11 protein-coding genes are annotated in these 14,403 nt (G+C 52.9%); 2 read left to right on the plus strand and 9 right to left on the minus strand.

Annotated features, from left to right (window positions below):
- The first annotated feature begins 85 nt into the window (after positions 1 to 85).
- Positions 86 to 682, plus strand: a complete 597-nt coding sequence (locus tag AB9F27_RS12300; protein WP_335584467.1) for a gamma-glutamyl kinase — start codon at positions 86 to 88, stop codon at positions 680 to 682.
- On the opposite strand, the gene AB9F27_RS12305 is transcribed toward AB9F27_RS12300, so the two are convergent.
- The 9 genes from AB9F27_RS12305 to AB9F27_RS12345 all read right to left on the minus strand — a co-directional run bounded on the left by AB9F27_RS12305 (position 679) and on the right by AB9F27_RS12345 (position 13,050).
- Positions 679 to 2,931 carry an ATP-binding protein gene (locus AB9F27_RS12305; RefSeq protein ID WP_369757790.1) on the minus strand — a complete coding sequence of 751 codons (2,253 nt, stop codon included), beginning with the start codon at positions 2,929 to 2,931 and terminating at the stop codon, positions 679 to 681. The two genes, AB9F27_RS12300 and AB9F27_RS12305, sit on opposite strands and share 4 nt — an antisense overlap.
- 195 nt (positions 2,932 to 3,126) lie before the next feature.
- Positions 3,127 to 4,299, minus strand: a complete 1,173-nt coding sequence (locus AB9F27_RS12310; protein WP_335584466.1) for an RsmB/NOP family class I SAM-dependent RNA methyltransferase — start codon at positions 4,297 to 4,299, stop codon at positions 3,127 to 3,129.
- A gap of 64 nt (positions 4,300 to 4,363) precedes the next feature.
- Positions 4,364 to 5,818 carry an IMP dehydrogenase gene (guaB, locus tag AB9F27_RS12315; RefSeq protein WP_335584465.1) on the minus strand — a complete coding sequence of 485 codons (1,455 nt, stop codon included), beginning with the start codon at positions 5,816 to 5,818 and terminating at the stop codon, positions 4,364 to 4,366.
- Between the two features lie 92 nt (positions 5,819 to 5,910).
- On the minus strand, positions 5,911 to 6,699 hold the full coding sequence (locus AB9F27_RS12320; protein ID WP_335584464.1) for an HpcH/HpaI aldolase/citrate lyase family protein: 789 nt from the start codon (positions 6,697 to 6,699) through the stop codon (positions 5,911 to 5,913).
- Positions 6,700 to 6,759: 60 nt separating this feature from the next.
- Positions 6,760 to 7,848, minus strand: a complete 1,089-nt coding sequence (locus tag AB9F27_RS12325) for a sn-glycerol-3-phosphate ABC transporter ATP-binding protein UgpC (RefSeq protein WP_335584463.1) — start codon at positions 7,846 to 7,848, stop codon at positions 6,760 to 6,762.
- 9 nt (positions 7,849 to 7,857) lie between these two features.
- On the minus strand, positions 7,858 to 9,492 hold the full coding sequence (locus AB9F27_RS12330; protein WP_335584462.1) for an alpha-amylase family glycosyl hydrolase: 1,635 nt from the start codon (positions 9,490 to 9,492) through the stop codon (positions 7,858 to 7,860).
- A 1-nt stretch (position 9,493) separates the two neighbouring features.
- Positions 9,494 to 10,624, minus strand: a complete 1,131-nt coding sequence (locus AB9F27_RS12335; RefSeq protein ID WP_335584461.1) for an ABC transporter permease subunit — start codon at positions 10,622 to 10,624, stop codon at positions 9,494 to 9,496.
- Complete coding sequence (locus tag AB9F27_RS12340; protein ID WP_335584460.1) at positions 10,624 to 11,616, minus strand: sugar ABC transporter permease; 993 nt, start codon at positions 11,614 to 11,616, stop codon at positions 10,624 to 10,626. Before AB9F27_RS12340 ends, AB9F27_RS12335 begins: the two co-directional genes overlap by 1 nt.
- An 87-nt stretch (positions 11,617 to 11,703) precedes the next feature.
- The gene (locus tag AB9F27_RS12345; RefSeq protein WP_335584459.1) at positions 11,704 to 13,050 is read right to left on the minus strand and encodes an ABC transporter substrate-binding protein; all 1,347 of its coding nucleotides are present in this window, start codon (positions 13,048 to 13,050) and stop codon (positions 11,704 to 11,706) included.
- 270 nt (positions 13,051 to 13,320) lie between these two features.
- Between AB9F27_RS12345 and AB9F27_RS12350 the strand changes: the two genes are divergently transcribed.
- Positions 13,321 to 14,349, plus strand: coding sequence for a substrate-binding domain-containing protein (locus AB9F27_RS12350; protein WP_335584458.1), 1,029 nt, complete (start codon positions 13,321 to 13,323; stop codon positions 14,347 to 14,349).
- Positions 14,350 to 14,403: the final 54 nt, after the last annotated feature.

Below are 14,403 nucleotides of genomic sequence, written 5' to 3' on the forward strand. Positions count from 1 at the left end.
CAATACAAATTTACTGAAACCACTATTTATTTAATTTCTTAAGGAGTAGTTTACGAGAAAGAATGAGAGAAAAGGATGGGTCTAAATGCTTGTTTTCTGGAAACAAAAACTTGTTTTCTTGGCAGTCCCCAAGACGGGAACTTCTGCGATAGAAGTGGCGTTAGGGCCAATTGCGGATATGAGAATCACCAACCCGCCGATGTTCAAACACATGCCACTCGTCCGATTTAATACCTATATCAAGCCGTTTATACTTGAAAATTTTGATGTAGAGATTGAAACCGTCGCGGTTGTTCGCAATCCGATTGACTGGCTTGGGAGTTGGTATCGGTACCGTAGCCGCCCAGATTTAGCCGGTAGCCCCAATAGTTCCGCCGGAATTAGTTTTGACACCTTTGTCGAAGGCTACTTGAAAAATAGAAAACCAGCCCATTCGAACGTTGGATCGCAGGCCATTTTTGTTTCCCGCCATAACGGGCCGATTGGTGTGACGCATCTATTCCAATATGAGCAATTGGACAAACTAATTGAATTCCTTGAAGCCCGTCTAAACATCAGTATCTCGCTCGCGCGTACGAATCAATCTCCAGAAGGCAGTGCGGTACTCTCCTCCGAAATGGAGGAGAGGCTACGAAGAAAGCGAGCAGAAGAGTTTGCTGTTTGGGAGGTTGCAAGGCGTTAAATGAGTTGATTTTGAACCGTCGACGTCAAATCGTTTAGCGAAAAAGGTTTGGGAAGGAACACTGAATTGGGTATTTGCCGTTGATTGTCGGAAAAATCCTCCTCAGCATACCCTGAAACAAAAACGACTTTAACACCTGGGCGGTCTTTTAGCGCAATTTTCACCCAACTCGGACCGTCCATACCAGGCATAATCACATCGGTCACAAAGATATCAACAGTTAATTCTTTGTCCTCCAAGGTTTTCAGAGCCGATTCCGCATCTTCAGCTTCGAGCACAGTGTAGCCTCGAAGACGCAACGCCCTTGAGGCAAACGCTCGAACGGGGGCTTCGTCCTCAACAAGGAGCACAACGCCTTCACCCGTTTTGGATACATAGCTTTGATCCCTTATTATTGGGGCAACTGGCTGCTCGACGGGACCGTCAAATGCTGGGAAGTAGAGTGTGAACGAGGTTCCGCTTCCAACCACGCTATCTACAAAAATAAACCCACCCGACTGTTTCACAATCCCGTAGGCTGTGGAAAGCCCAAGCCCCGTCCCTTCTCCAGTTCGTTTCGTTGTGAAGAAGGGTTCAAAAATTTTAGGCAACCTATCGGCGGGTATTCCGACCCCTTCATCGCTAACACGAACGATGACATAATCTCCTGGTGGAACAACGGCCCGATCTCTCTCAAGGGGGACGCGTAGCGTGCGACTTTGCGTCTCAACACGAATTTCACCACCATCAGGCATCGCGTCTCGCGCGTTTACAACAAGGTTCATAAGCACCTGCTCAAGCTGTCTTTTGTCCGCACGAATTGTTTGAAGATCTGGATCATGTGTTACAGATAAAACGACCTTCTCTCCTACAAGGCGGTTTAAAAGATGCGCAAGGTCAGAAAGCGTGTCACTCAGATCGATCGTCTCTGGACTTAGATTTTGTTTGCGCGAAAATGCCAAAAGCTGCCCAACCAACGATGCTGCTCGATTGGCATTCTGGTTGATTTGAACCAGATCAGCGAAATCGGAATCTCCTTGGTCATGTCGCAGTAGCAACAGGTCGCAGTGCCCTGAAATCGCGGTGAGGAGATTGTTGAAATCATGTGCTACTCCGCCTGCGAGCTGTCCAATCGCCTGCATCTTTTGACTTTGCACAAACTGTGCCTCAAGTGTTTTGAGTTCCGTCGCATCATTGAGAACTGCCACAAGAAGGGGAACACCGTCTTGAATCACACGACTTAATGTCACTTGAAGAAAAACCTCTTTGTCGGGATTTCTGGCTTTTAGAAACTCCGTATTGTTCATTCCCCGCCCCTGTGCGGCTTCCGACAACCAATCGACGATTGAACGCCCCAAACCTTCCATAAGATCAGAAAGAGGGGTGCGCTCAGGAATGTCACTTGCCAATAAGTCTCGCGACTTTTTATTCGCCGCCACAACCAAGCCATCGGACGTAATTTTCATCAAGGGAACAGGGATATCGTCGAAAAACGGCCAATCTCCTGTCACGAGGTCATTCGATTGGTTACGCGGCAAGATATAAATCTCTCTACGACCTCCGGTGCTTTCAAGCTCCGCAACAACAGCCCGCATTGGGCCCTCTCGGGTGGTAATTTCGTTTTCCATACCGCTTCGAACTGGCAAAGAATTGAAAATTCGATCCAGAGTTTTCACACGCTCCCCCACCAGTCGGCGAAAGGATTCGTTCATAAATAATACGGTTCCTGACCTGCTCGCCGTTAGCATGGGTAAACTCATACCTTCGGCGCCGCCTCTCGAGCCAGATTGGTCAGCGAGTTCGTCCAAGCGCCACACATAGAAATCCGACCCAGATAGATGTACGGAAATACGGACATGCCCGCGTCGCGTCACGATATCATCGCGCGCTGAGCCAAGGGCGAGCGCTTTATTTTGCAGGCGAAAGACGACCGACGATGGGTTTGCAAACAGATCGCCAAAACAGCTTGCGAGGGATCTGCCTGTACAGAAGCTAAACCGTTCATTCGCCGCTATATTTTGATACTCAATCTCCCCGTCTGGGCCAGTAAGAAAGCTTGGCGAGGGTTCGTTGCGGACAACTTTCGCCACGGCTTTTACGCTTCTGGCGCGCCGGCGTGCGGAGCGCATTGTATTCGCATGCAGCAGCAACGCCATAAATGCCAGTGTCAAACCCGCAGCAAGAAAGGCGATCCCGAGTTTAGGTGCAGGAACAACAAACCCCAACACTACGAGCACACCAGATCCAATAAGAATCGGAACCATTCGCATCGACAGAAGGGACGCCGATTTTTGTGCTGTGGCGGGCGACAGCGCATTCTCTGACACAAGGAACTCCCAAATTCGATTCGACTTGATGCAGCATCAAGCACGATTGGTTAAGCTTGCATTAATAAATGGCTGCCCCATACAAATTTGTGAACAATCACCACAAAAAAATTGCGTTATTGCGAAATTGCGCCCCGTTCAGGCCCTTTTCAAGATAGCAACAAAGAACCCATCTCCGCCAGCCAAGGGGGTCAACCGCTCTTGGGACATACATCTCCAATCGGAATTCGCCACCAAAAACGCCTCGACCTGGGCCTCATTCTCGGCGCGTAACAGAGAGCATGTCAAAAACGCGAGGACACCGCTTTTAGCAACGTACTCTTTTGTTTTAGCAAGGATTTCCGCTTGAATACTCGTCAATTCATCAAGGCGTTCCTGCGTGAGTGCCCATTTGCCCTCTGGCGCACGCCGCCACGCGCCAGACCCCGAGCAGGGCACGTCGCACACGACAACGTCGTAGGGGGCGTTTTGCGCAACCTCGACAGTTTCCAGAACCGTGACCTCAACCCCTGCGCGCTCAGCCCGAACGGGGACATCGCGCATACGAAGATGGGAGATATCATGGGCAAAGAGGGAGACCGCGCCCTTGGGCATCCGCGCCGCAAGGGCGAGGGATTTTCCACCGCCCCCAGCACAATAGTCCAATATACGTGCGCCGTTTTTGAGGGGAATTTGGTCTGTGACGAATTGCGAAGCCGCGTCTTGAAGTTCAACATAGCCCTCTGCGAAAACCTTGGAATTCTGTACACGACGTGGATTTTTCGTCACCAGCAAGGCAGAGGGGGACAAGTCGTGCGCCTTTGCCACGATCTCTTCAGCGGCCAAAGCCGCAATCGCTGCGTCGCGTGTGGTCGCTTGCAAATTCACCCGCAAAAACACAGGGGCGCGGGATTGAAGCAGCGTCAGGACAGGTGCGAAGTCTTCGCCTAAATCCGCTTGCAATTGAGGCGCGAGCCATTCGGGAACGTCGAGTGCATCGTGATCCTGTGGCGCGTGACCTTCGGCCAATTCCTCCTCGGAGAGGGGTTTGGGCGCGTAACCTTCGCCAGTAAATACATCCTGCGGATCAAGGCCTTGCGCACGAAATAGCCCCGTTAGAATTGCGCGGCCCGTTTGCTCCCCGCCCCAGACGGAAAACGACTGTTTGCAACGCAAGGCTTCAAACACAAGGTCGCGCACCGCCACGCGATCCTTGGACCCCGCATAGCGATTTGAGCGCGCCCAAGTCGTCAGTTGTTTTTCCGCAGGGTCCCCCGCCAAAACGGCATCCAAAATCTCAATCGCAGAAGCGACGCGTGCACCAGGTGTCATTTTGGTATCCTTTCAGGCGGCCCTATGGGCGCGTATTTTGAAGGGCGCATAAACGCCCTTCTCTTTATCCGATGCGGTAATTCGGGCTTTCGCGGGTGATTTGTACATCATGCACATGGCTCTCTTTGAGGCCTGCCCCCGTGATTTTTACGAAGGAACAATTGCGGCGCATTTCTTCCACTGTCGCATTGCCCGTGTAGCCCATTGCCGCGCGAAGCCCGCCCACCAACTGGTGGATGACGTTGCTGGCCGTTCCTTTGTAAGGCACCTGCCCCTCAATGCCTTCGGGCACGAGTTTGTCGCTGGCGGCGTCTTTCTGGAAGTACCGATCCGCAGAACCACGTGCCATAGCGCCTAGGCTGCCCATGCCACGGTAAGACTTAAAGCTACGGCCTTGGTAGAGAATGACTTCGCCGGGGCTTTCATCGGTTCCTGCGATCATGCTGCCGACCATGGCACAGCTTGCGCCTGCGGCGATCGCTTTGGCGAAATCGCCCGAAAATTTGATGCCACCATCTGCAATCACAGGCACACCACTTTCGGCCGCCCCGCGCGCACAATCCATCACGGCAGTAAGTTGTGGAACGCCCACACCGGCAACCATGCGCGTTGTGCAAATCGAACCGGGTCCAATCCCAACCTTGACGGCATTCGCCCCTGCTCCGATCAAGGCCCTCGTTGCCTCGGCTGTGGCCACGTTGCCCGCAATGATCTGAATGTCGTTTGAAACGGCCCGCGCACGCTCAACAGCGCGCGCAACACCCTCAGAGTGGCCGTGGGCCGTGTCGATCACCACAATATCCACTCCAGCATCAATCAGCGCCATCGTGCGTTCAAATCCTGCGTCGCCCGTTGTTGTCGCCGCAGCAACCCGCAGCCGTCCAAGATCGTCTTTGGTGGCGTCTGGGTTCAAAACGGCTTGCTCGGAGTCTTTGAGGGTCAGCAAACCGGTCAATTTACCGTCGCTATCCGTCACAAGGAGTTTTTCGATCCGGCGGGCCTGCATCAAGGAACGCGCCTCTGCGAGGTCAGCAGGTTCACGCAAGATGGCTAGATCCGTACCCGTCATCATTGCCGAAACAGGCGTTTTATCGTCAGTTGCAAACCGCATATCGCGATTGGTCACAATGCCAACAACCCGTCCGGAACCGTCCACAACCGGAAATCCAGAAATCCTGTAGCGTTCCATGAGCGCCTTGGCATCGGCCAGCGTTTGCTCGGCGCGCAGGGTGATGGGATTGAAAACAATGCCGCTCTCGAAGCGTTTTACACGGCGCACTTGGCGCGCTTGCTCCTCAACATCAAGATTGCGGTGGATAACACCCATCCCGCCGGCCTGGGCCATCGCAATCGCCATGCGATCCTCGGTGACCGTATCCATCGCAGAGCTCAGCAACGGGATGTTAAGACGAATAGATTTCGTCACAAACGTTGAGGTATCAGCGGTAGACGGCAACACCGATGAGGCGGCCGGAACAAGTAGGACATCGTCGAAGGTAAGAGCCTCGCGAATTTCCATGGGGATTCTCCTTGGATGCTTCGTTTGACGAGGCCATATCGCATGGAACCGGACATTTAGAAACCCCTAAAGCGCGGTTTCGTGTCGATGGTCTATTTCCCAAGGGACGCGCGGGCCAACGCCGCCCGACTTGCAAAGGCTTCGCGCATCAAAATCACGTCGCTTCCGACCGCGATAAAGCGCGCACCAAGAGCGGCGAAAGGGGCAATTTGGTCCGTGTTCCCTGCGAAAATCCCAACGGGCTTGCCCGCGGCCCGAATGCGCGCGGCGGCGTGGGTCATTGCCGCCATAACGTCTGGGTGCATCGCCTCAGGGCCATATCCCCCGACATGTCCCATATCCGTCGCCAAATCAGCGGGGCCAATAAATACGGCATCAACGCCTTCTGTATTCGCAATCGCATCGATATTCTCAATCGCACGGGCGGATTCAACCTGCACCATCAACGCAACCTCCTGGTTCGCATTCGCCATATAGGTCGTATCCGCGCCATAGCCACTCACACGGGCCACCATGGCGCCAACGCCCCTCCGCCCCTGCGGCGCATAGCGCATAGCTTGCGCCAACTCCTGCGCTTGGGCGCCGGTTTCCACCATTGGCACCAAAACCGTCTGAAACCCCAGATCAAGAACCTGTTTGATCATCCAATCCGCGCCAGTGACAACTCGCACGGCGACGGGAACATGCCCCTGAAGAACCCGCAATTGGTCTCGCAAGGATGTTATGTCATTTGGGCCGTGTTCCCCGTCTAGAACCACCCAATCAAACCCAGCCTGCGCCGCGATCTCTGCCACGGTTGCACTCGCGGAACCGACCCACAATCCAAGGCAAGTTTCGTCACGGCGCAGAGCGGCAATCAATTCGTTTTTGGTGGTGGTCATTGGGAATCTCCACGGAAAAAAACCGAGGTTTCCACAGCGACTACGGTAACACAAGACGCCCTAGTCCCGATAAAGCAACGAACGCCCCTCGTGGAAGACATGAATTTTCTCGGGCGGTGCGGTTAATGCGACGACTGCCCCTTTTGAAACCTGCTGAATTCCGGGCAATTTCGCGACGAAGGTCTCGTCACGGCCATCCTTATGGAAATACAGCAATGTGACCTCGCCAAGCGCTTCAGTGATGGCAACCGACCCCTTATAAACTGGAATGTCCTCCGCTGGCACAAGGTCCTCCGGACGCACCCCTACATTAACCTTCTTACCCATATCTTCAGGACGTGTTGGCACATTGGACACCGCCCGTGTGTCATCACTCAAGGCAATCGTGGTCTGCGCCCCCGTCCCGACAATTTCGCCCGCAATCAAATTCATCGCGGGCGAGCCGATAAACTGCGCCACGAATTCGTTCTCGGGCCGCTCATACAACTCAAGTGGCGTACCAACTTGCGAAATGCCCTTGTTGGCCAAAACCACAATCCGCGTCGCCAATGTCATAGCTTCCACCTGATCATGGGTCACATAAATCATCGTGCTATCGGGCATCGCCTCCTTGAGTTGGGCGATCTCAATCCGTGTCGCCACCCGCAGGGCCGCATCAAGGTTTGAGAGCGGCTCGTCAAACAAATATACCTTTGGATCGCGCACAATCGCCCGTCCAATCGCCACCCGTTGCCGCTGCCCGCCAGAGAGTGCTTTTGGCAACCGATCCAAATAGTCCGTCAGCTGGAGCTTCTCGGCGGCCCTATTTACGGCGATGTTAATTTCCGCTTTTGGCATCTTGGCAATTCCGAGGGCAAAAGCCATGTTATCGCGCACCGTCATATGCGGATAAAGCGCATAGGATTGAAACACCATGGCAATCCCACGTTCCGCTGGCGGCACATCATTCACGACAGTTCCGTCGATTTCGAGTGACCCCGATGTTATGCGCTCAAGCCCCGCAACCATGCGTAAAAGCGTTGATTTTCCGCATCCCGACGGGCCAACAAACACAATTAACTCACCGGTTTTAATGGTCAGGTTGATGTCCTTGAGGACATTCGTATTGCCGTAGGATTTGACAATGTTCGTTAATTTGAGATCTGCCATTATCCCCTCCTATGTGTGCGTGCGGCGCAAGATTGCACCTTGCCATGGCGCGAGATTTACATCCTGCGCGAGGCCGATTTCCTGCCCGATAAATTGCCAGTCCGTTGAGGGGGCAACGATCTTGTGTGCACCCTGGCCCATATTGAAATAACACAAGATTTCCATATCGTTGCTAGACCTTTTGAATGTCAAAATGTCACCGTTCGCTTCGAGATCGGTAAGCGTTCCAACTTTCAAAGCGGAAAGCTTAGAGCGGAAGGCCAAAACGGACTTGTAGTGATTGAAAAGTGATGCTGGATCAAGCGCTTGGGCGGAGGCGTTCAAATGAAGATGCTCTGCAGGAACCGGTAGCCACGGCTTGTGCGTACTAAATCCCGCATTTGCATTCGATGGCTCCCAAACCATGGGGGTACGACATCCATCGCGCCCTTTAAATTCTGGCCAAAATTGGATTCCATAGGGATCTTGCAAGTCTTCAAAGGCAACGTCTGCCTCTTCCAAACCCAATTCTTCGCCTTGATACAGGCAAACCGATCCCCGCAAACTATTGATAAGAATGGGAAACAGGCGTTTCGCCCCTTCCGACAAGTTCCAGCGACTGGCATGGCGTGCGACATCATGATTGGAGAAGGCCCAGCATGCCCATCCATCCGAAGCGACCCGTTCGACCTCATTCAAAACCTCGGCAACCCGTGTCGCAGTCAGCGGAGTTTGTGAAAGGAATTCAAAGGCATAGCACATTTGCATCAAGTCGTCGCCTGCCGTATATTGCCCCATGATTTCAAGACCACGCTGCGCATCGCCAACTTCGCCGACTGCTGCGGCCCCGTATGGCTCCATCACCGCGCGAAATTTACGAAGGAAATCAATGTTTTCCGGCTGATTTTTGGAGTAGATATGCTCTTGATGATTATAAGGGTTCACCGAAGGCGCAATTGAATCGTTCCGCGCTTCTTTTGGTAACGCAGGATTATCGCGTAACTCTTTGTCTGCAAAATAGAAATTGATGGTATCAAGGCGAAACCCGTCTACCCCGCGCTTAAGCCAAAACCGCGCCACATCCAACAAGGCTTCCTGAACCGCAGGTTCATGGAAATTGAGGTCAGGCTGGCTGGTTAAAAAGTTGTGCAAATAATACTGGCAACGCCGCGCGTCCCACGTCCAAGCAGGTCCGCCGAAGATTGATAACCAGTTGTTTGGAGGTGTTCCATCCGGCTTAGGGTCGGCCCAAACGTACCAGTTTTCTTTTGGGTTATCAGTAGATTGCCGACTTTCCTTGAACCAATCGTGCTGGTCTGATGTATGCGAAAGGACAAGGTCAATCATGACTTTTAAACCAAGAGAATGCGCCTTGGAGACCAGCGCATCAAAATCGCTCAACGTGCCAAACATCGCATCGACATCGCAATAATCGCTCACATCATATCCGAAATCCTTCATCGGTGAGGTGAAAAACGGCGAGATCCAGATAGCATCGACCCCGAGGTTAGAAATATAGTCTAACCTATTGGCAATGCCGGGCAAATCTCCAATGCCGTCGCCGGTACTGTCTTGAAAACTACGCGGGTATATTTGATAGATGACGGCTCCGCGCCACCAGTCTGGATTTGTTTCTGACGGAATCATATTCTCAACTTTGCTCATGTTATCCACCTTTGACCGAGCCCGAGAGCAACCCACGGACGAGGTATTTTTGAAGCCCGAAAAAGACGCCGAGCGGTACCGCAATGGAGACAAAGGCCGAGGCGGCAAGGATTTCCCAATCCCCCCCTCGACTGCCCAAAAGTTCGCGCAGACGTCCCGTCATCACCAATTGATCTTCGTTGTTGCCAAGAAAAACCGTCGCCACAAGCAAATCGTTCCACACCCATAGGAATTGGAAAATCGCGAAACTTGCGAGGGCTGGAAAGGACAGAGGCAAGACGATTTTTCGAAAAATATCGAAGTCCGTGGCGCCATCAACGCGGGCACTTTCGATGATTTCTCGCGGTAACCCCGCGATATAATTACGTAAAAGATAGATCGCCATGGGGAGGCCAAAGCCCGTATGAGCCAGCCAAATACCGAGATAATCTTTGCCAATTCCGATCTCATTGTGCAGCTTGAGCAGCGGGATCAGAGCCATTTGAAGCGGTACCACCAGCAGTCCAACGACCGTTGCAATCAAGAGCGATCGCCCCGGAAACTCCATCCATGCAAGGGCATAAGCCGCAAATGCCGCAATGAGGATTGGGATGATCGTTGCGGGGATTGTCACGGTAAACGTGTTGATAAAGCTACGGCCTATTCCCTCTGAAAACAAAACGTTACGATAATTGTCTAAAGTAAACTTGGGTTGCTCAAGAGAGGTTACAAAAATGCGGGTTCCCCGCGAGCCTGTTGGTTTCTCAAGCGACGTGATTTGATAGGCCCCGCCGGCGTCAACCCGAATGAAGGCCCCTTGCCGTTCCGCGACGTCGCCGGGAGCGAATTCAGTCGGGCGATTTGCGTTGATCCCGAAGGCGGTGACGACGGCGGGTTCTGGAAAAAGACTGCCCGAGATAAGCCATCCGTCGCCGTCCTCAACGGCCGTATCTGGGTCAGCACCGCGCAGCGTTAGATTGCGCTCTCCCGCCGATAGCGACGTCCACCAACCGGATGTCGAGATTTGATCACGGTCCCGAAAGGAGCTTACCAGCAAACCAAAAGTCGGAATTGTCCAGAGAACGACGAGCACCAAAACCGAAAGATTCACGACCCACGTCAGTCGCGATTTCACACCAGCAATATTATCCACTATGAAATCTCCCGACGTGCATTGCGTATATTCCAAATCATAATCGGGGTTACCAAGATCATGATCACGAGTGCCACCGTACTGGCGCGGCCATTATCGAGGCCCCTAAACATCCAATCGAACATCAAATTCGCCAGGACTTGTGTGCCCCATTGGCCGTTTGTCATGGCGAGAACGATGTCGAAAACCTTGAGTACAAGTATGGTGATTGTGGTCCAGACCACGGCGATTGTACCCCAGATTTGAGGGACTTTGATCTTCCAAAATATCTGCAACGGGCTGGCACCGTCCAGAATTGCGGCCTCGATGGTTTCTTCGGAAATCCCGCGCAGGGCGGCCGAAAGAATGACCATGGCGAAGCCCGTTTGGATCCACACCAAAATGGCCATCAAGAAAAAAGAGTTCCAAAACGGCAGGGTGATCCATGCCTGTGGCGCGCCGCCAAAATAGGTTACGATTGCGTTGAGCAGGCCGATTTGTTCTTGGCCTTCGCCACGGTAATCATAGACGAATTTCCAGATCACCGAGGCCCCGACAAATGAGATCGCCATGGGCATAAAAATAAGGGATTTAGCGAAATTCCCCCAACGGATGCGGTCTGTAAGGGCGGCGGCAATAAGGCCAAAGAACGTGGCTGCAGCGGGCACGACAACCAACCATAACATGTTGTTTTGCATGGATTCCGCGAATTTTGTATCGACCAGTAGCCATTTGTAATTATCAGCGCCAGTAAATTCCTCGCCGTTGGCATCATGCAGCGAAAGCCAGATCGACATCACAACCGGATAGACTAGGTACGTTGCCAACAAAGCGATGGCGGGAAACAGGAAGAGCCAAGGGCGAATGGCTGATGCACGGTTGATATTGCGGCCCGCGTTCACACCGCGTGCGGGGTACTTCCAGTCGAGTAAAAAGTTGGAGAAGAAGTAATAGGCCACACAGCCAAAGACGCCTGCTACAACGGTAAAAAGGGCCCAGAAAAGCTGTTCCATCGCGACCTCGCCAATAAAAGAAAGTGGGGGAATTCAGGGGTGCGAAGGCCCCGCATTCACGCGGGACCTTCTAAGAGGGCGTTAGGCTTACTTAATGCCGTCCCAAGTGTTTTGGATGTCAGCGGCCACATCTTCGGCGGATTTCCCACCAGTGTAATCCACCATGCCGGTCCAGAAAACACCTGCGCCGATCGCACCGGGCATCAGGTCGGAACCATCAAAGCGGAAGGTATCCGCGCCCAAGAGGATTTCCCCCATTTTGCGTTGTGCATCGCTTTCGTATACAGCGGGATTCACGCCATTGTGCGGGGTAAGGAAGCCACCCTGTGCCATCCAAATCTCGTGAGCAAGGGGCGATTTGATGTAGTCTATAAAGGCGCGTGCCCCTTTTGAATCCTGCGTGATTGTCGCAACGGTTCCGGCTCCCAAAACTGGCTTGCCGAGGTCTTTGCTGGCATAGGCTGGGAAGTAGAAGAAGTCAGCGTCTTCCCCCATAACCGTGCCCTCTGGGAAGAACGCGGGAATGAAGCTGGCTTGACGGTGTAAATAGCATTGCGGGGGGGATTCAAAGAGACCTTTGGGGCTATCGCGGAAGTCCGTGGAAGCCACGGTCCCTGCGCCACCGGCAACATAGGCGTCGTTGCGGGCGAATGCGCCGAATTCTTCGATCGCGGCAATAATCGCGGGGTCATTGAACGGGATTTCATTGGCAACCCATTGGTCATAGACGGAAGGAGGCGATGTGCGCAAAAGCATATCTTCAACCCAGTCGGTTGCAGGCCAGCCGGTCGCGGACCCCGATCCCAGACCGATACACCATGGTGTGCCGCCATCCGCAACAATTTGTTCAGAAAGCGCTTTCAACTCTTCCATCGATTGCGGAATTTCGTAACCAGCATCCTCAAAATTCTCAGGCACATACCAAACCAGCGATTTCAGGTCGGCACGATAAAACAGGCCGTAGAACTGATCGTTGCCGTCTTTGTCGGCATAAGTTGCCAAATCAACCCAAGACTGACCCGCCGCGTAGTTTTCGCGCACCCAGTCAGCATCCGTGCTTTCAAGTGGCGAAAGCAAGCCTTTGGCCGCGAGGTTTGCCGCAAGGCCAGGCTGAGGGAAAATTGCGATATTTGGCGGGGAACCTGCTTCGGTATCGATCAGGATTTGTTGCTCAAAACTGTCGGAACCAGAATACTGAACGTCAATGCCTGTGGCCTCTTCAAAGTAGGCCGCTGCGGATTCAAAACGGTCTTTTTCTTCGCCGAGCCACGGGCCGAATACAGTCACTGTCTCACCGGATAAATCCATGGACTTAAGGGCTTCGAAACTCTCCCAGTTAAAATCCCCCTCGCCCGGCGTAAACAGAAGGTCGGCCTGCGCCGTCCCCGCGGTGAGTGCGATCACGGCCGCACCAGTCAACAATTTGTGTTTCATTTTCTTCCTCCCAAGTAGCGCTGAGCGCTTTGTTTTTTTTCCAAAGCGCTTTTGAAGGGTACGACCACAGTGAATGAAAAGTCGAATCGTAAAAACCAAAGCGCTTTGGGAAAAATACAATTGCGCAAATTCTCCAAAAAGTCAACGGGGAACAAATCCCACTTCAATGCAGGTAAATATCCTTATTTTTATAAGTTTTTTGTTTTCTTTGACCTTGGAATAATTTAGGTCTATCGTTTCCAACTTAAATCTAAGCGCTTTGAGAAACCCATGAACCTTAAATCTCTTTCTGACATCCTTGGCCTCAGCCAAACCACGGTGAGCCGCGCCCTAAACGGCTATCCCGAGGTGAGCGAGAAAACGCGCCTTAAGGTTCTGGCAGCGGCGCGCAAGCATCATTACAGCCCTAATACCCGCGCCCAAAGTCTGGCAACGGGGCGCGCAATGGCCATTGGACACGTTATTCCCATGTCCAACAATCACGAGATGGTTAACCCGATTTTTGGCGATTTCATCGCGGGGGCCGGGGTCGCCTATTCAAATGCTGGCTATGACATGCTGTTATCTGTTGTTCAGGACGATGATGAGGAGCAAGCCTATCGGCGGATGGCGGCGCGTGGGTCTGTGGATGGGATCATCGTACACGGCCCCAGAAAAGACGATCCGCGCGTTGCATTGTTACAGGAGATCGGCCTGCCATTTGTGGTGCATGGGCGCATGATGGGCAATGATAAGGGGTATTCGTGGCTCGACATCAACAATACACGCTCTTTTAAACGGGCAACCAATTTGCTGCTTGATTTAGGGCACCGCCGCATCGCCTTACTGAATGGGCTGGAAACCATGGATTTTGCGTCCCGCCGCCGCGCGGGCTTTGTCGAGGCTATTTCGGCGCGCGGTATCGCACCCGACCCCTCCCTGATGTTTAGCACGGAGATGACGGAACAATTCGGCTATGATATCAGCAGGAAACTCCTCGCAGACGATAATCCTCCGACCGCTATCATCGCGTCCTCCTATCTGATGGCGATTGGAATTCGGCGGGCGATTGGGCGTGCGGGTCTTTTGATAGGACGCGATGTATCGGTGGTGACCCATGACGATGATTTGTCCTATTTGCGCAATGGCGACAGCATCCCAACCTTTACCGCCACACGGTCCTCTGTCAGGGACGCGGGCAGCCAATGCGCCAAAATTCTCTTGCAATCGATTACATCAGGCAGTACCCAACCTGTGCAAGAGCTTTGGGAGGCAGAACTTATGGTTGGGAGCTCAACGGGCCCTGCCCCACAGCGCTAAGCGGATGAGGCAAAGTCGGGAGCGAATAACAGGGGTATTTTCTTTTCACCAAAT

Origin of the sequence: Falsihalocynthiibacter sp. CO-5D18, assembly GCF_041205445.1 — a bacterium.
Taxonomy (GTDB): Bacteria; Pseudomonadota; Alphaproteobacteria; order Rhodobacterales; family Rhodobacteraceae; genus Falsihalocynthiibacter; species Falsihalocynthiibacter arcticus.

What these genes read in the sequence shown, in the direction of transcription:
- AB9F27_RS12300 (WP_335584467.1), top strand. Translation starts at nt 86, where the DNA reads ATGCTTGTTTTCTGGAAACAAAAACTTGTTTTCTTGGCAGTCCCCAAG.
- AB9F27_RS12305 (WP_369757790.1), bottom strand. Translation starts at nt 2,931, where the DNA reads ATGCGAATGGTTCCGATTCTTATTGGATCTGGTGTGCTCGTAGTGTTG.
- AB9F27_RS12310 (WP_335584466.1), bottom strand. Translation starts at nt 4,299, where the DNA reads ATGACACCTGGTGCACGCGTCGCTTCTGCGATTGAGATTTTGGATGCC.
- guaB (WP_335584465.1), bottom strand. Translation starts at nt 5,818, where the DNA reads ATGGAAATTCGCGAGGCTCTTACCTTCGACGATGTCCTACTTGTTCCG.
- AB9F27_RS12320 (WP_335584464.1), bottom strand. Translation starts at nt 6,699, where the DNA reads ATGACCACCACCAAAAACGAATTGATTGCCGCTCTGCGCCGTGACGAA.
- AB9F27_RS12325 (WP_335584463.1), bottom strand. Translation starts at nt 7,848, where the DNA reads ATGGCAGATCTCAAATTAACGAACATTGTCAAATCCTACGGCAATACG.
- AB9F27_RS12330 (WP_335584462.1), bottom strand. Translation starts at nt 9,492, where the DNA reads ATGAGCAAAGTTGAGAATATGATTCCGTCAGAAACAAATCCAGACTGG.
- AB9F27_RS12340 (WP_335584460.1), bottom strand. Translation starts at nt 11,616, where the DNA reads ATGGAACAGCTTTTCTGGGCCCTTTTTACCGTTGTAGCAGGCGTCTTT.
- AB9F27_RS12345 (WP_335584459.1), bottom strand. Translation starts at nt 13,050, where the DNA reads ATGAAACACAAATTGTTGACTGGTGCGGCCGTGATCGCACTCACCGCG.
- AB9F27_RS12350 (WP_335584458.1), top strand. Translation starts at nt 13,321, where the DNA reads ATGAACCTTAAATCTCTTTCTGACATCCTTGGCCTCAGCCAAACCACG.